Source organism: Geminicoccus sp., from assembly GCF_036263595.1.
Taxonomy (GTDB): domain Bacteria; phylum Pseudomonadota; class Alphaproteobacteria; order Geminicoccales; family Geminicoccaceae; genus Geminicoccus.
The window spans coordinates 1-17,451 of record NZ_DATAGQ010000150.1 but is presented as its reverse complement, the minus strand read 5'-3'; the positions used below and the strand labels follow the sequence as shown (position 1 = coordinate 17,451).

The window sequence follows — 17,451 nt, the reverse complement described above, 5'->3', positions numbered from 1 at the left end:
CCGGGATCTCGGCGGCTGCCGAGAATTTCGCCAACCGCTTCATCGAGCATGGCCTCGAGAACCGTTCGATCCCGATCCATGACGAGGCCGGCTTCGAGGGCATGCGCAAGGCAGGCCGCCTCGCCGCCGATACGCTGGACTTCATCACGCCGCATATCCGGCCGGGCATCAGCACCGCCGAGCTCGATCGCCTGATCGAAGGCTATATGCTGGACCATGGCGGCATCCCCGCCACCAAGAACTACAAGGGCTATCCCGCTTCGTCCTGCATCTCGATCGGGCGGGTCGTGAACCACGGCATCCCCAGCGAGAAGAAGCTGCTGACGCCCGAGGACACGCTCAACATCGACGTCACCGTCATCCTCGACGGCTGGTATGGCGACACCTCGCGGATGTTCGCGCTGCCGCGCGCCAAGGTGAAGGACCTGCTCCTGATGGAGCGCACCTACGAGGCGATGTGGGCTGGCATCGACGCGGTCAAGCCGGGTGCCACACTCGACGATGTCGGCGAGGCGATCCAGAAGGTGGTGGAAGAACGGCGCAACGGCGTCGCCTTCTCGGTGGTGGAGGAGTTCGTCGGCCACGGTGTCGGCCGCAACTTCCACGATGCGCCCGAGGTCAAGCACTACAAGATCCCGCGCAAGCTGCAGTTCGAGCGGCGCGATCCCGTCGTGCTCCAGCCCGGCATGTTCTTCACGATCGAGCCCATGGTGAACGTGGGCCGCCCGGACGTGCTCGTGCTGGCCGATGGCTGGACCTGCGTCACCCGCGACAAGACCTCGTCCGCGCAGTTCGAGCACACGGTCGCCGTGACCGAGACGGGCGTGGAGGTCTTCACGCGCTCCGCACTGGGCTACGAGAAGCCGCCCTACAAGCTGGTCCAGAAGGCGGCGTGACGCGCTCGGCCGAACTGGCTGCGGCGTTCGCCGGCATGCGCGCCGCGGGCAGACTGGCGGCGCTCGCCATGGAAGCTGCGGCCAGCGCCGTCCGTCCGGGAACCAGCACGGCCGATCTGGATGCAATCGTCGAGCAGTGCATCCAAGAACATGAGGGCGTCGCGGCCACCAAGGGCATGCGCGGCTTCCCGAACGCGACCTGCATCTCGGTCAACCACGTCGTCTGTCATGGCATCCCGAGCGCGGCCAAGAAGCTGGCTCCTGGCGACCTCGTGAAGATCGCGTTCAAGGCAAAGCTCGGCGGCTGGCATGCCGGGATCGCGCGCAGCTTCCATGTCGGGACACCCACGCCGCGCGGCCGTCTGCTGGCGGAGCGCGCCGAGCAGGCGCTGGCCGCGGGGATCGCCATGCTCCGGCCGGGCATGACCATCGGTGACCTGGGTCACGCGATCCAGGCGGTGGCGGAAGCGCGGGTGAACGGCGTGGGCTTTGCCGTTGTCCGCGATCTTGGCGGCCATGGCATCGGCCGCGAGTTCTTCATGGAGCCGCACGTCCCCCACCATGGCACACCCGGCCAGGGCGAACGGCTGGAGGAAGGCATGTTCCTGTCGGTCCAGCCGATCCTCGTGGCCGGTCGGCCGGACCTCAAGACGCTGCCGGACGGCTGGTCGATGGTGACCCGCGACCGGGGCTGGGCCGCCCAGGCGGAAGACACGGTCGGCATCACCGCGGACGGCGTGGAACTGTTTACGCGACCGGGCAGTGCCTGACGGCGCCCACGCTGGACCGGCCGGTCAGACTGGCAGCGTCAGCATGATCGCAATGTAATGGCATGCGGCGGCGGCAAGCACGAAGCCATGCCAGATCGCGACGTGGAAGCGCAGCTGTTCCCAGAGGTAGAACAGGACCCCGATGCTGTAGAGCAGCCCGCCCATCACCAGCAGGGCCAGGGCCCCGGCCGGCAAGGCGAACACCTCTCCCGGCGCAAGGAGGATCGTCCAGCCAAGGGCCAGGTAGATCCCGACCGACAGCTTCTCGGGAACCGGCAGGGCCAGCAGCTTGATCGCCATGCCGGCCAGCGCGACGAGCCAGACGAGGGCCAGCAGGAACAGGGCGTGGCGCCCGCCATTCACGATCAGCGGCGTATAGGTGCCGGCGATCATCAGGAAGATCGCGGCGTGGTCGAGACGACGGAAGATGTGCTTGCGGACGGGGTCACGGGTCAGGCGGTAGAGAGCGGAGCAGCCGAGCATGGCGACGAGCCCGATGGCGTAGGCTGCCAGGGCCGTGGCTTGCCAGGGCGATGTCCGGGGCGGGGCGGTTGCCAGAAGCACGGTCGAGCCGACGATTCCAAGCAGCAGGCCCGCGACCTGGACGGTCGCGTCTGCCCGATATTCGGCGGGCGTGAGCTCGGACAGGCCGCCCGGGAGCCGCCGTGCATCTTTCACGCCACGACGTCCCCTGCCCAGGAATCAGGGCGTGATCTTGGTGATCTTCTGACCCTGGACCGATGCGTCTGCCATCAGCCCGGACGTGTTGTAGATGATGGCCTGGACGGGCGAGTTGGCTGTCCGGCTGTCGATCGTGCCGGAACCGCCGATCTTGAGCAGTGCTACCGACGTGTCCACCCCGGCCGTCCAACCATTGCTCGCGCGGAATGCGTCGAGCGATTCCTGCGTGTTGAACAGGATGGCCTGGGCCGTCTCCTGGACGCCGGCGGTGAAGCCGATCGAGCCGGCGGTCAGGCTGTAATAGCCCACCGTTTGCCCGCCGACCTGCAAGGCACCCTTGCCGTACTCCGCACCTGCGACGAACCCGGCCTTGGTGATCGACGGGAAGACCAGCACGCCTTTCGCCTTCTCCACCAGCGCCTGGGAGCCTGGGGCCGCACGGTAGAGGTCGAGGAGGGAAGCCTCCACCGCGGCATCGATGGTCGCCGCTTCGGACGGCTTAGGCACCGCCTCGGCAGCAGCCGTTCCGGGACGTTCAGTGCCGGCGGGCGCGCAGGCACCCAGCAAGCCGATAGATGCAAGCAGGACAACAGCAAGCGGCGCGTTGTTCATGACGTTCCTCAGGACCGGGCCGAGCGGACCAGAGCATCGGTGGCCGGCGCATCCGGGTCAACGGCGCAATCTACATGGCGAGGCGAGCTGGCGCCACGTAGGCTCTACATCGTTCCGTAGACCGGGCCGCCGCCGCCTTGCGGCGTGACCCAGTTGATGTTCTGCGTCATGTCCTTGATGTCGCAGGTCTTGCAGTGGACGCAGTTTTGCGCGTTGATCTGCAGTCGTGGCTGGCCGTCGCTCTCCTGCACGATCTCGTAGACGGCGGCTGGACAGTAGCGCTGCTCGGGTGCGTCATACTCCGGCAGGTTGATCCGGATCGGGACCGTCGGGTCCTTCAGCTGCAGGTGGCAAGGCTGGTCTTCCTCGTGGTTGGTTCCGGACAGGAAGACCGAGCTCAGCCGATCGAACGTCAGCTTGCCGTCAGGCTTGGGATAGGGGATCGGCTGGTGCTTGGCCTTGGGCTCGGTGGCGCTGTGGTCGGCATGGTGATGCAGGGTCCAGGGCACCTTGCCGCGGAAGACGTAGGTGTCGGTCGCGGAGTAGGCGAGGCCGGCCATCAGCCCGCGCCGGAAGGATGGCCGGATGTTCCGGACGGCGTATAGCTCCTCGTAGAGCCAGGATTTCCGGAACGAGTCAGGGTAGGATTCCAGGAGGACCGGCGTGTCGCTGGCTGCTTTCAGGGCATCCACCGCAGCCTCGGCACAGAGCATGCCGGACTTCATCGCGGTATGGGTGCCCTTGATCTTGGGCACGTTGAGGAAACCGGCCGTGTCGCCGATGAGCGCGCCACCAGGGAAGATCAGCCTGGGAATGGACTGCAAGCCCCCTTCGCTCAGCGCCCGGGCGCCGTAGCTGATGCGTCGCCCCCCTTCGAAAGTCGGGCGCATCGCCGGGTGCAGCTTCAGCCGCTGCAACTCGTCGAACGGCGACAGATAGGGATTGGCATAGTCCAGGCCCACGACGAAGCCGAACGCGATCTGGTTGTCCTTCCAGTGGTACAGGAAGGATCCACCATAGGTCTGCTGGTCGAGCGGCCAACCGATCGAGTGGGTCGAGCGGCCCTTGTGGAACTGCGCCGGGTCGACCTCCCACAGTTCCTTGATCCCGATCGCATAGGTCTGCGGATCCACGCCGTCCCGCAGGTCGAAGCGCTGGAACAGCGTCTTGGTGAGCGAGCCTCGGCAGCCTTCGGCAAACACGGTGAGGCGGCCGACCAGTTCCATGCCCGGCTGGTAGGCGTCGGTCGGCTGGCCGTCGCGGCCCACGCCCATGTCGCCGGTCGCCACGCCCCGCACCGCACCCTTGTCATCGTAGAGCACTTCGGCCGCGGCGAAACCGGGATAGATCTCGACACCCAGGCCCTCGGCCTGTTCGGCCAGCCATCGACAGAGCAGGCCCAGCGAGATGATGTAGTTGCCCTGGTTGTGCATCTGCGGCGGCGTCGGCAGGCGCCGGGCGGTCTTCTCGGTCAGGAAAAGAAACTGGTCCTCGGTGACCTCGGTCTCGACCGGGGCTCCGGTGCTCTTCCATTCCGGCAGCAGTTCGTTGAGCGAACGCGGCTCCAGCACCGCACCGGACAGGATGTGCGCGCCGACCTCGGCCCCCTTCTCGATGACGCAGACAGAGAGGTCCTCGCCTGCCAGCTGCTTGAGGCGGATGGCGCAGGCGAGCCCGGCCGGGCCGGCGCCTACGATCACCACGTCGTAGGCCATCTGCTCGCGTTCCATCGCTCCCGATCCTTTCGGCGCTGCCTATCGGCTTCCAGCCAAGCCAGATCACGGGCCTAGCATGCCCCAGCCGTCCTTTGAAGCACTCAGGGCATGCCAAAAACCCACGTCTGTCTCGTAGGTTAGCGCAGGCGGAAGAGTAACCAGGTGGTTACGGACAGCGCCAGCCATAGAAGCAGGCCAAGAAGACTCCCGAGCGACGGCACGCTCCCGCCGAAGCGCCCGAGGACCTCGGGCGCCAAGCGCTTGAAGCCCGACGCGAGAATGAGGCTACCCAGCAGGAATACCGCGAGCGCCACGGCCCGGACCTTCCACGCCTCGATCGCGGCGGTCCTGCCCGCGTCGCCCAGGATGACGTCGGCCGGAACCTTGCCGGCGGCTGCCAGGGGCAACGGATTGCCCAACTCGTCGACCGGCGCCGCTAGCCTGCGGGACGTGGCCCGCCCGATCATCGTGACGTCGCCGTGGGGAACGGCGAGGTAGCGCAGGCGCAGGTCACCGGGCGCGGGGTGCTCAGGATCACCGGACCACCACCACGTGCCGAACCTTCGCACGGTGCCGACGGCGTCCACCACCAGTTGCTCGGGAAATTCCCATGGGGCCGTAGCCTCGATGGCATGCCAGATGGCCAGGTCGGCCGACCAGGCGCCGAGCTTCGGCGACGGCGCCAGCAGCCGCTCGCTCTGCAGGCGCAATGGCGGGTTGGGATGGGCCCCGCCCGCGTCACGGAACCTGGAGGAATCGATCCGGACGCTCGACCAGACCAACTCGTAGACGAGGTCGCGGCCACCTTGGGTCACGATCTGCCGCTCCTGCCACTGCGCCGTTTCCACGATCCGGTCGAGACGCAGGACAGGCGCCGATCGCTGCAGGACAGGCTCCAGGACGTCGCCCGCGGCACTGGTCGTCCCGGCGATCCGGACGATCTGCCCTTCCACGCCGTCAGGAACGTGCTCGGCCGGTACGTCCTTCAGGGCTGCGCGGATGAAGGTGCGCAGATCCGACCCGCCACCCGCCCGCCGTTCGTTCCACACGGTCAGCACCGTGGCAGCCGACAGGATGGCAAGGCCGATCACCAGCGGTATCAGGGTCTTGATGGTTCGACCTTTCCTCATGGCATTCATCCGGAAGTGACCGCCTCCACAAGGCCGTGGCCGATGCGCCCGGGCTAGTACCTGGCACCTGGGGCCCCTAGAAGTCGGCGCTCTTCGCCGGATCAGGAACGCGGCATGGTTACACGCTCACTATCTTCGACAAGGGCCGACGCGGATCGGCGCCGGCCGGCGTACGGCCGTGCCAGATGAGCACGCCTGCATCGACAGTTAGTCTCCTGGACCAGGCGCGGATCCGGGACGCCATGGATGTCCTGGCGGCAAGGGATCCACAGCTGGCAGCACTGCGGGAGCGGATCGGCGATCCGCCGCCACGGATCCTGCCGCCGGGGTTCGCGACGCTGCTGCAGATCATGACGGCGCAACAGATCTCGGTGCGGGCTGCCGCCGCAATCTGGCGCCGGTTGGAACAGGCCGCCGGTGCGCCTCCCGATCATCATTGGATCGCCGGCCAGACGGTCGAGGCACTGCGGGCCTGCGGCGTCGGCTTTCGCAAGATCACCCATGCGCAGGGGCTGGCGGCTGCCGTCATGGATGGACGGCTCGGCCTGGACCGGCACCATGCGGCTTCCGACGAGGAGGTGGCCGCAGAGATCATCGCGCTGAACGGCTTTGGCCGATGGAGCGCCGACATCTATCTCCTGTTCGCGCTTGGCCGCGCGGACGTGTTCCCTGCGGACGATCTGGCGGTCCAGGTGGGCTACCAGCGCCTGCGCGGGCTGGACAGGCGGCCGACACCGAAGGCATTGCGCCCGATGGTCGAGCACTGGGCGCCGTGGCGCGGCGTAGGCGCCATGTTCCTGTGGCACTATTACGGCTCGACGACGCTAGACGGCTCTGCCTGATCGCCTGCCGCCGGATTGCGCCGAGCCGCCGGATGCCCATATAAACCCTTGATTCCAGTGGGATGGTCCGTCGGTCCCGGCTGCTCGTATCGGCCTTTGGCCTGTTGCTGGGCGGTGCTGGCACGCGCCGTTCCAGCCTGCTAGAAGGCACGCGCACTGAGACGGAGAATTCCGCTCGGTGCCGTTCGCCGTTCCGTCACATCGTCAGAGATCACGCACCTTGGCAACCGAGCCGCGTCCGTACGACATCGTCCCCATCGAAGAGGAGATGAGGAAGAGCTACCTCGATTACGCGATGAGCGTGATCGTGTCGCGGGCGCTTCCGGATGTCCGCGACGGGCTGAAGCCCGTGCAGCGCCGCATCCTGTATTCGATGAAGGAAAGCGGTTTCGATCCGGGCAAGCCGCATCGCAAGTCGGCGCGCATCGTCGGCGACGTGATGGGTAAGTACCATCCGCACGGCGACAGCGCGATCTACGACGCGATGGTCCGCATGGCGCAGCCTTTCTCGCTGCGCCTGCCCCTGATCGATGGCCAGGGCAATTTCGGCTCGCAGGACGACGATCCGCCGGCGGCGATGCGCTATACGGAAGCGCGGCTGTCGCGGGCGGCGCTGGCGGTCATCGGCGAGATCGACGAGGATACCGTCGACTTCCGGCCGAACTACGACGAGAGCACCGAAGAGCCGTCGGTGCTGGCTGCGGGCTTCCCGAACCTGCTGGTGAACGGGGCCGGCGGAATCGCCGTCGGCATGGCGACGAACATCCCGCCGCACAATCTGGGCGAGATCATCGACGCCTGCATCGCGCTCATTAAGAACCCGTCGATCGAGCTCGCCGAGATCATGGAGATCGTGCCGGGGCCGGACTTTCCGACCGCCGGCATCATCCTGGGCCGCGGCGGAATCATGACGGCGTACCAGAACGGCCGTGGCAGCATCCTGATCCGCTCGAAGACCCATGTCGAAGAGGTCCGCAAGGACCGGCCGGCCATCATCATCACCGAAGTTCCCTACCAGGTGAACAAGGCGCGGATGGTGGAGCGGATCGCCGAGGTGGTCCGTGACAAGAAGGTCGAGGGTATCGCAGACCTGCGCGACGAGAGCGACCGACAGGGCATCCGGGTCGTCATCGAGCTCAAGCGTGATGCCGATCCCGACGTCGTGCTCAACCAGCTCTGGCGCTACACGCCGGTGCAGACCTCGTTCGGCATCAACATGGTGTCGCTCGTGGGCGGCCGGCCGACCACGCTCGGCCTGATCGACACGCTGAAGGCGTTCATCGAATTCCGCGAGGAGACGATCCTCCGCCGCTCCGCCTACCGGCTGGGTCAGGCCCGCCAGCGGATCCATGGCCTGATCGGCCTGGTGATCGCGGTGCTGAACATCGACGAGGTGATCGCGCTGATCCGCTCGTCGCGCGATTCCGCCGAAGCCAGGGTGCGGTTGACCGAGCGCAGCTGGCGCTCGGCCGATATCCTGCCGCTGCTCGAGCGGGCCGAGGCCGGCTTGGTGGACGCGCCGCCGCCGTCCGAGACCTACAATCTCTCCGAAGCGCAGGCGCGCGCGATCCTGGCTCTGCAGCTGCAGCGCCTGACCGCCCTGGCACGCGACGAGTTGGTCGAGGACGTCGAGAAGCTGGCGGTCGAGATCAAGGAGTTGCTGCATGTCCTCCATTCGCGCGAGCGCCTGCTCGAGGTCATGCAGGAAGAGCTGATCGACATCCGCGACCGGTTCGCGGACGCGCGTCGCTCCGTGATCGACCTGGACAGTGATCTCGACCAGGACCTCGAGGACCTGATCCAGCGCGAGGACATGGTCGTCACCGTGACCCAGGCTGGCTACATCAAGCGCGTGCCGCTGGTGACCTATCGTTCGCAGCGTCGTGGCGGCAAGGGCCGGGCGGGCATGCGGACGCATGAGGACGACGTCGTCACGCGCCTGTTCGTGGCGGTGACCCACACGCCCGTCCTGTTCTTCACGACGCGCGGCAGGGTCTACAAGCTCAAGGTCTACAAGCTGCCGCTGGGCAACCCCCAGGCGCGCGGACGCGCGATGATCAACCTGTTCCCGGCCATGGAGGAGGGCGAGGCGATCTCCGCCGTGCTGCCCTTGCCCGAGGACGAGAGCACCTATGGCGACCTGTCGATCGTGTTCGCGACTGCCAGGGGCAAGATCAGGCGCAACGACCTGTCCGACTTCATCCGCGTGCCCTCCAACGGCAAGATCGCGATGGGGCTGGATGAGGGCGACCGGCTGGTCGGGGTGGATGTCTGCGACGACAGCCACGACATGCTGCTGGCCGCCCGCGGCGGTCGTGCCGTCCGCTTCCCGGTCGAGAGCCTGCGGGTGTTCCGCTCGCGCAGCTCCGAAGGCGTGCGCGGCATGGACCTGGCCGAGGGAGACGAGGTGGTCTCCATGTCGATCCTCAAGCATACCGACCTGACCATCGAGGACCGGGACGCCTACCTGCGCATCGCGACGGCCCGCCGTCGCGCCGAGGGCGAGGAGGTCGAGAACGGCAATGGCGAGGCCGTCGGGCCTGGCCTGCCGGAAGAGGAGGTGGAGCGCCTGCGCGCCGGCGAGCAGTTCCTCCTGACCGTCACCCGCAACGGCTTTGGCAAGCGCACCTCGGCTTATGAGTACCGGATCACCAGCCGAGGCGGGCAGGGCGTCATCAACATCGAGACCTCGCCTCGCAACGGCCAGGTCACCTCGACTTTCCCGATCGGCGACCTGGATCACCTGATGCTGATGACCGACAAGGGGAAGCTCATCCGCATCCCGGTCACCGGTATCCGCATCGCCGGACGGAACACGCAGGGCGTGAAGCTCTTCCATACGGAAGAGGACGAGCATGTCGTCGGCGCCGTGCGTCTCGCGGATGCTGCGCTGGACGAAGAGAACGGCGACTCGACCGAGCCGGTCGTGGAGTGATCGATGCGACGCGGCGGCCTTCGTCCGCCTCGTCCTTGCCGCCAGGAGAGGCTGCCGTGACCAGAGCCCGTGTGGGGATCTACCCAGGCACCTTCGACCCCCTGCATAATGGGCACATGGACGTAATCCGTCGTGCCACCGCCCTGGTCGACCGGCTGATCGTCGCCTGCGCCGTCAATGTCGGCAAGGACCCACTGTTCTCCCTAGAGGAACGGATCGGCATGATCCGTGCCGAGATCGACGTGATGGAGGGTGGCAACGGCACCCGGATCGAGGTGAAGCCGTTCGAGAACCTGCTCATGCATTTTTGCCAGGAGCAGGGGGCCGACATCGTCGTGCGCGGGCTCCGGGCCGTCTCCGACTTCGAGTTCGAATTCCAGATGGCGGCCAACAACAAGCGGCTGGCTCCGAAGATCGAGACGATCTTCCTGATGGCCTCCGAGCACTGCCAGTGGATCTCGTCGCGCTTCATCAAGGAGATCCACAAGCTCAACGGCGACATCTCCAGCTTCGTCAGCCCGCACATCCTGCTCCAGCTGGACCAGCGCCGGGGGCGCGGCTGAACCTTGCGGGTCGCCGAGTTCGATTTCGAGTTGCCGGAAGGTGCCATCGCGCAGGCGCCGGCGGAGCCGCGGGAAAGCGCGCGGCTCCTCCATGTCGCCGGCCACCTGGCCGACCTCCACGTCCGGGACCTCCCGGGCCTGCTGGACGCGCGGGACCTCCTGGTCCTCAACGACACGGCGGTCCTGCCGACCCGCTTCTTTGGCCGCCGCGACAAGGTCGCCGTCGAGATTACGCTGGTGCAGCCGGCGGGCAGCGATGCCTGGTGGGCCCTGGCAAGGCCTGGCAAGCGCCTGCGGGCGAATGACCGGTTGCAGCTTTCCGCTCACCTTGCTGCGTGGGTGGTCGAGAAGGATCCCGAGGGACGGGTGCTGCTGCGGTTCGATCAGGATGGACAGCGCCTGCTGGACCTGATCAAGGCCGAGGGCCGCATGCCGCTGCCTCCCTATATCCGCCGGGCACCGGGAGGCGATCCGAAGGATCTGAGGGATTACCAGACGGTTTTCGCGCGCAGGGACGGATCGGTGGCAGCTCCGACCGCCTCCCTGCATCTGACGGGGGCGCTGTTGGATCAGATTGCCGAGCGTGGAGTTGCGACCGAGTTCGTCACGCTCCATGTCGGCATGGGCACGTTCCAGCCCGTGAAGGCTGACGACACGGCCGATCATGTGATGCATGCCGAGTGGCTGGAACTCCGGGCCGAGGCGGCCGCCAGGATCGAGGCGCACCGCCGTGCAGGTGGAAGGGTGGTGGCGGTCGGGACCACGGCGCTGCGCACGCTGGAATCGATGGCGGGACCGGATGGCTCGGTGCGCCCGGGCACTGCCGAGACCCGCCTGTTCGTCACGCCGGGCTTCCGCTTTAGCGTCGTCGACCGGCTCTTCACGAACTTCCATCTGCCGAAGAGCACGCTGTTCATGCTGGCCTGCGCCTTTTCAGGCACCGGCAGGATGAAGGCTGCCTATGCCCACGCCGCCCGTGCTGGCTACCGCTTCTTCAGCTATGGCGACGCCTCCCTTCTTGAGCGCAACGACGCGGACGCGGCTTGACCCAGTTTCATCACGAGATCGTCGCCACAGACGGGGCGGCCAGGGCAGGTATCCTGCACACCGTCCACGGCGAGGTGCCAACCCCCACCTTTATGCCGGTCGGCACCGCTGCCACGGTGAAGGCCATGACGCCCGAAATGGTCCGCTCGACCGGTGCCGGGATCGTACTCGGCAACACCTATCATCTCATGCTGCGCCCGTCGGCGGAACGGGTGGCGGCCCTGGGCGGCCTGCATCGCTTCATGAACTGGCCAGGCCCGATCCTTACCGATTCCGGCGGCTTCCAGGTCATGTCGCTGGGCAAGCTGCGCAAGCTTACCGAGCGGGGCGTGACCTTCGCCTCGCATATCGACGGCACCCGCTACGAGCTGACGCCGGAACGCTCCGTCGAAATCCAGCATCTGCTCGATGCGACGATCACCATGCAACTGGACGAGTGCCTGAAACTGCCGGCCGAGCGCCACGAGGTCAGGCGCGCGATGGAGTTGTCGCTGCGCTGGGCGGCGCGCTCGAAGGACGCGTTCCGGCCGCGCGCGGGCTACGGCCTGTTCGGCATCGTCCAAGGCGGCACGGATGCCGAGCTTCGCCGCTTGTCGGCGATGGGCCTCCGGGAGATCGGCTTCGACGGCTATGCCATCGGCGGCCTTGCGGTCGGCGAGCCGCAGGCGGAGATGTTCCGCACGATCGAGGGAACCGAGCCTCACCTGCCGGCCGACCGGCCGCGCTACCTGATGGGCGTAGGCAAGCCGTCCGACCTGGTGGGAGCGGTCATGCGCGGCATCGACATGTTCGACTGCGTGATGCCCACCCGCTCCGGGCGGACCGCCCAGGCCTTCACCCGGCGCGGCACGATGAACCTGCGCAACGCCCGCCACGCCGATGATCCGCGTCCGCTCGACGAGGCTTCCGACTGCCCGGCCGCCCGCGACTATTCCCGTGCCTATCTGCACCATCTGGTGCGCAGCGACGAGATCCTGGGCGCCATCCTGCTGACCTGGAACAATCTCTGGTACTACCAGTCCTTGATGCGGGGCATGCGGGCCGCGATCGTAGCCGGACAGCTGGCAGACTGGGCACAGGGCTTCGCGGCGGAGCAGGCCATGGGCGACCTGGCAGTCTGGAGCAGGTGAAGCATCGCTGCCCTCACGGGTGGCTGGTAGCGCGAACGCTTCAATGACCTGGGGTTCCAATGAAGCTAAGGCTCTTTGGCGTCCTTGCCTGTCCGCTGGAGGAACATCGGACCCCAGGTCAGCACGCCGTTGACAGGATGTCCGGCGCTCCGAAGCCGGCAGTCATGTTGCTTCGCCTTGCCGGCTGTACGGCCTCGGCAAGTAGTGGCTGGCGGATCTGGCCCGCATCCATGCATGTCGGGTGAGATCGAGCCTATCTACGGCAATTCAATTCCTGAGGCAGAGAGGCGCGGCCCGCCGTCGACCACGCTGTGGCCCGGAACTGCGCCGACGGCCGGATCCGGTCACCGCAGGGTCCGGACCAATTCACCTTGGTCCGACCATGGTGTCACGCTCTCCGCAACAGGTACGCTGCTCCAGCGGGCGCGGGACGGCTCATTGACGAGGGAAGGCGGTAGTTTGGTGGCTCGCCAGTCGGGGAACATGGCCGTCAGGCGACGATCACCCGGTGTTCTGTGTTGAGCAGGTGGAAGCGCAGGCCGACGTTGCCTGGCTTTCGCAGACGGCCATTGGCAGCGTGCCGAGCCAACTGGAAAGGCGATATCTCGCTGCAGCGGCCGGCTGGATACGCGTTGCCACAATCGGCCGGGCCGGTACGGGCCAAGAGCCGGGAAAGGCAGGAGCCGCAACGCTACATGTCCGGAATGCCGCCAGAGCCAGCCGGAGCCGCTTCGATACCAACAACGGCGTCTGGGATTGCTGACCAAGCTTCCGGCCATCGACAAGGGTTGCCTCGTCGAGCTGCCCATGACGTGAGAGGTTGAACCTCCCCGGGGAGCCATGTCCCAGAGGATGTAGATAAATCCAGCCCCCCGGTTCTGGCCTGGCTGCCGGGTTCACTCGTGCAGATGAGTCTTCCGCCTGGAAAAGTCACTGCCGGAATCCCGACTGTCGGGCGGTGGAACACGATGGCCCATTTCATGCGGCCAGCGAACTGCAGGACGGTCTGCCTCCTGGCCAGGATGCCGACGGTGGCGCGACACTGCCGCTCCTCCTTGCCGGCGGAGAACCATCAAGCTTGGTGAGATCCACTACAAGCCGCTCAGTCCGATCCCGCACAGCCGGGAGATCCCTGAGCAGCGTCTGCGTCGCGGACGATGGCAGTGCGACGGGCGCGATCGCGCGGTAGCAACAGGGGCCGTCGAGGTCCTGAACGCCGGCAACCTCGACTTCGGCTCGGCCACAGGTGCCATCGTTCCGTTCGGCAGGCTTCCGCGCCAGCCAAGTCTGATCCACGCCTGAATGGACAACGCTCATCACCTGGCCCGATGCCGGGACGGAGGCCACGATCGGCCCAAAGATGGCAGCTTCGCCATGACTGACGGATGCTTTCGCGTTCTTGCTCCGTCCGTGCGAGGGGCGCGACCTCGGCCATGCGGACGCGATGCTGCTTCTCCTGCAACACGATCAGGTACGCCTGGTGCCAGAGCGTTGCGCGCCGGTGCCTGGGCAGGCCTCGACCGATGATGAAGCAGCCCAAACCGCCCCGGCTCGATCCTGTTCCGCCGAGATCTGGGCCTTGAACAACATCGGCTGTTGAACGTGCGCGAGATACTGGTCGACCATGGGCAAGCACCCGCCGTCGTCCATGCAGAGCTTGCGAACCAGCAGGCTCTGTCGGCCAAGGTGGCCAAGCTGCCGCAGCAGGCTGCAGTCCCGGCAGCTTGTGCGGGCCGAGCGGACCGTGGCTGCATGTCGACGTGCAGGCAGTGATGGCGGCGCTGAGCTTGCCCTGGGGCGGTGCGCCGATGGCCAGTCGATCGCGCGGCGCTGATGGTCTCCTGCTGCCCCTGCTGGTGGCGGTGTTGCTGGAAGGGGATCAGTAGCCGATCGGATGCAGAGCCGCTTCCTCCCGCCGCCGTCGCACACCTACAGCACCTACAGACACCTGCCAGGCCCTGGCAGTGTTTTGGACGGGTGCTGGCCTGCAGGAACACGTGCTGGTATCCCGCTCGGCCGGGTGCTTGTCCGGCCCCGCATCGGCGTTGCGCTCGCACCTCTCCTCGGCACGCTTGCAGGTAGCTCTGCCTGGTGGTGTTGCTGACTGGGCCCGACGCGACAGGGGGCACCGGCCGATTGTCTGGTTTCGCCTGCGTAGCACCGATCGCGCTTCCTGCGTTCATTCCGATACGCCTGCCACTCTTGGCCATGCCGAGCGCGATCGGCCTCAATCCGCTGGCAGGCGTGTGAACGGATTCAGGCGGCTCGCCCTCGTCCGACGCATCCCGCTGCCAGCGGATCTGCCTGGCAAAATCGCGGCCGCGCGGCGGCATCGCGGTCGGCTGAATGCGCGCAACCGCAGCCGAATTCACGAGCCCAAGCCAGGGCATGGGGCACCTCCCGCTGGAAGGGCAGGTGATCCGTACCGTGCCGCGGTTCGTCCTGTTCGCGCGGTTCGACATGCTGGCCAGTTGGCCGCCGCGCACGATCATCGCGAACGGTTGGCGGTGCCATGCCCAACTCAGCGACGGGTTGGACAACATGAAATCGGTCATGGAACCTGCGTGGATGGGGTCACCGAGGGAGCAGCGATGGTGGTCCAGGCGCAGATCGGGTCGCTGACAGAGCGCATCGCCTGCAGAAGATGTTCGTGCGGGACGGCGCAACGAAACGGGATTGCCAGGCTCCCCGTGCACCGGCCGTGGCTGCTGCTCCTGGATGAACCGACCGCCGCCTTGGGCGCGCTGACCGGAGTCGATCTCCAGGAACTGGACGGGAATCGCAGCAAGGATCGGCCAGCCCTCTTCCTGCCACCCACCGGATCATGCTGAACCTCACGATCAATCTGCCGCATCCACGGAACTGGCGCAGCCTGCGATTCGAGGATCAATAGGCTACCATTGCGCCTTCCCCGCGGGATGATGTCGATGGCTCGGCCGGTAGCCGCAAGCTTGGGCGGCCAGCATGAACTGCCATGAGCTGTGGGCACTTCAGGCCCCGAAGGAGCGGTGTCGGCAGGTGCCGGAAGCGCTACGGTGAAGCTGCGGGCCGTCGGCCGGCTGGACTGGAACGGCATCGCCTGCCGAGCCCAACCAGCAGGACGCTGGTGGAGGCAGGACTTCACCGTGCCAACGGCGAAACGGCCTTCAGGCTCGTTCTGAAGACATCCTGCTGGCGGCGCTGGTCATGTGCGCCGGAGGCACTCTAACAGCCGTCGCCACCGCAAAGGTAAGCGCTGTTAGCGGTGGCGAAGTGAAGGCCGAGGGTGACCTCGACGTTCGCGGTATTCCCGGCGTGACCATTCGGCGTCCGTAGGTCTCCGGGCCAGTCGCCTCACCTTCGCCTTAGGTACGGACCGGACGACGCCAAGCTCCTCCAGCTCACGGAGTGCTACTGCGTCGTTCTGCGGACAAACGCCGCGCCGGTCAGGTTTAAGGCGCGGCTACGGCCGGTCAGCCGAGGTCAGATTGGTGATACTGCTTCCCAGCTGCCCGATTCGGACGAGCGGGCGACGGCCTCAAGGACTTCGCTCACCTGCCAGGCCGCCCGAAAGTCCGGTGACGCGGGCCTGCCGGTGGCGATGGCTTCCAGAAAGCGTCGGCACTCGATGATCTTCTGATCGTTGAAGCCTATGCCGTGACCCGGGCCTGCGCCGAAGGCGCCATAGTCCGGGTGCTCCGCGGCGATCGGGATGGTCTTGAACCCGCGCCGACCAGTTGGCCCCTTCGCTTCGTAGAGCTGCAACTCGCTCATGCGCTGCTGGTCGAAGCAGAGCGAGCCCCTGGTACCGTAGACCTCGTAGCCTAGCTGCATCTTCCGGCCGGTCGCGATGCGGCTGGCCTCGATCATGCCGCCCATGCCGGACACGAACTCCAGCAGGAACCTGGCCTCGTCGTCTGTCTCCACTGGTCCCCGCTCCGACGCGCCGGCTTGTACCGGCCGGGTCTCGATCACCGTACGCAGCCGGCCGCAAACCCGCGCGATCGGACCCAGCAAATACTCCGCGATGCAGACGATGTGCGAACCCACATCGACCAGCGCGCCATGGCCGGCCGTGGCCTTGCGATGCTTCCAGCCGAGCGGAATGTCCGGGTCGGCCATGAAGTCCTCGTTGTGAGTGGCGCGGATGGAAATCGCTTCGCCGATCTCTCCACTCTGGATGATCTCCCGGGCCAGCGCCGTCGCCGGGTTCTGCCGGTAGTTGAAGCCAACGATGGTGCGAACCCCCGCGGCTTCCGCCGCTAGCGTCATGGAGCGGCACTCCGCGGGCGACAGCCCCAGAGGCTTCTCGCAATGAACGTGCTTGCCTGCCCGGATGGCCGCCAGCGCCATCGGCGCATGGAGGTGGTTCGGCGTGTTCACGACGACGATCTCAACCGACGGATCGACGATCACATCCTCCGACGTCGCTGTGGCGCGGTTAAAACCAAGCGCCGCCGCCGCCCGCTCGGCGCCGGGCAGGCTGGACGTGCAGACCAGTTCCAGCACCGGAACCCCCGCGTCCGGACCGAATAGGACGGGCATTGCCCGGTAGCCGACCGCAAACGCCTTGGCCAAGTAGCCGGTGCCGATCAGGCCGAGTCCGCGTTGCATGATCCTTCCTCGCTCAGACCCCGGCAGGAGCGGAGACGGCGGACATCGGCGCTGTCAAGGCGGCCGCGCCGTCAGGACGGCGCTTCAGCCAGCACGTTGGCCGTCTGCCTGTCACCCTGCGCCGGTTGGCGATCGCCGCTACTCCAGCGTGTGACGATCTCATTGTGCGGCAGGGGGCGACCATAGCGGTTGCCCTGCGCCTGATCGCAGCCGATGGTGGCCAGCCAGCGCTGTTGGGCCAACGTTTCCACGCCTTCGGCGATCGCTTCCATTCCGAGCGCATGGGCGAGCGAGACGATTGCGCCGACGATGGCCCGGTCCTCGCCGGCACTGTCCAGCTCACTGATGAAGGACCGGTCGATCTTCACCCGGTTCAGCGGGAAGCGCTTGAGGTAGGAGAGGCTTGAATAGCCGGTTCCGAAGTCGTCGACGGCAATCTTGATGCCAGACCGGGACAACCGGTCCAGCAGCAGGAACGCGGCCTCCACGTTATGGATGAGCGCGCCCTCGGTCACCTCGAGCTCGAGGCGGCCACGG

At 66.7% G+C, this 17,451-nt stretch carries 13 protein-coding genes; 7 read left to right on the top strand and 6 right to left on the bottom strand.

Going from position 1 to position 17,451, the window contains the following annotated elements; genetic code table 11:
- Nucleotides 1-101: 101 nt before the first annotated feature.
- Nucleotides 102-896, top strand: a complete 795-nt coding sequence (gene map, locus VHL31_RS15635) for a type I methionyl aminopeptidase (protein WP_414653747.1) — start codon at nt 102-104, stop codon at nt 894-896.
- The gene (map, locus tag VHL31_RS15630; RefSeq protein WP_329662156.1) at nt 893-1,666 is read left to right on the top strand and encodes a type I methionyl aminopeptidase; all 774 of its coding nucleotides are present in this window, start codon (nt 893-895) and stop codon (nt 1,664-1,666) included. The genes map (VHL31_RS15635) and map (VHL31_RS15630) overlap by 4 nt, the downstream gene beginning before the upstream one ends.
- Nucleotides 1,667-1,690: 24 nt before the next feature.
- Here the strand turns inward: map (VHL31_RS15630) and trhA are convergent, their stop codons facing one another.
- From trhA to VHL31_RS15610, 4 genes are all read right to left on the bottom strand, one after another.
- Entirely contained in the window at nt 1,691-2,344 is a 654-nt protein-coding gene (trhA, locus tag VHL31_RS15625; RefSeq protein WP_329662155.1) for a PAQR family membrane homeostasis protein TrhA, read from the bottom strand.
- Nucleotides 2,345-2,368: 24 nt separating this feature from the next.
- Nucleotides 2,369-2,959, bottom strand: coding sequence for a BPSL1445 family SYLF domain-containing lipoprotein (locus tag VHL31_RS15620; protein WP_329662154.1), 591 nt, complete (start codon nt 2,957-2,959; stop codon nt 2,369-2,371).
- Nucleotides 2,960-3,063: 104 nt separating this feature from the next.
- Nucleotides 3,064-4,689, bottom strand: coding sequence for an electron transfer flavoprotein-ubiquinone oxidoreductase (locus VHL31_RS15615; RefSeq protein WP_329662153.1), 1,626 nt, complete (start codon nt 4,687-4,689; stop codon nt 3,064-3,066).
- Nucleotides 4,690-4,811: 122 nt separating this feature from the next.
- Entirely contained in the window at nt 4,812-5,804 is a 993-nt protein-coding gene (locus VHL31_RS15610) for a TMEM43 family protein (protein WP_329662152.1), read from the bottom strand.
- Nucleotides 5,805-5,989: 185 nt separating this feature from the next.
- On the opposite strand from VHL31_RS15610, the gene VHL31_RS15605 reads away from it, so the two are divergent.
- From VHL31_RS15605 to tgt, 5 genes are all read left to right on the top strand, one after another.
- The gene (locus tag VHL31_RS15605) at nt 5,990-6,646 is read left to right on the top strand and encodes a hypothetical protein (RefSeq protein WP_329662151.1); all 657 of its coding nucleotides are present in this window, start codon (nt 5,990-5,992) and stop codon (nt 6,644-6,646) included.
- A 220-nt stretch (nt 6,647-6,866) separates the two neighbouring features.
- Nucleotides 6,867-9,581, top strand: a complete 2,715-nt coding sequence (gene gyrA, locus VHL31_RS15600; RefSeq protein ID WP_329662150.1) for a DNA gyrase subunit A — start codon at nt 6,867-6,869, stop codon at nt 9,579-9,581.
- A 56-nt stretch (nt 9,582-9,637) separates the two neighbouring features.
- Nucleotides 9,638-10,144 carry a pantetheine-phosphate adenylyltransferase gene (coaD, locus tag VHL31_RS15595; RefSeq protein ID WP_329662149.1) on the top strand — a complete coding sequence of 169 codons (507 nt, stop codon included), beginning with the start codon at nt 9,638-9,640 and terminating at the stop codon, nt 10,142-10,144.
- Between the two features lie 3 nt (nt 10,145-10,147).
- Entirely contained in the window at nt 10,148-11,191 is a 1,044-nt protein-coding gene (gene queA / locus VHL31_RS15590; RefSeq protein ID WP_329662148.1) for a tRNA preQ1(34) S-adenosylmethionine ribosyltransferase-isomerase QueA, read from the top strand.
- A complete protein-coding gene (gene tgt / locus VHL31_RS15585; protein ID WP_329662147.1) occupies nt 11,188-12,321 on the top strand; it encodes a tRNA guanosine(34) transglycosylase Tgt in 1,134 nt (377 codons plus the stop codon). The genes queA and tgt overlap by 4 nt, the downstream gene beginning before the upstream one ends.
- A 3,462-nt stretch (nt 12,322-15,783) precedes the next feature.
- On the opposite strand, the gene VHL31_RS15580 is transcribed toward tgt, so the two are convergent.
- Nucleotides 15,784-16,914: a Gfo/Idh/MocA family oxidoreductase gene (locus VHL31_RS15580; protein WP_329662146.1), complete on the bottom strand. Its 1,131-nt coding sequence runs from the start codon at nt 16,912-16,914 to the stop codon at nt 15,784-15,786.
- A 71-nt stretch (nt 16,915-16,985) separates the two neighbouring features.
- On the bottom strand, nt 16,986-17,451 hold a 466-nt coding region (locus VHL31_RS15575; RefSeq protein WP_329662145.1), incomplete at its 5' end, for an EAL domain-containing protein.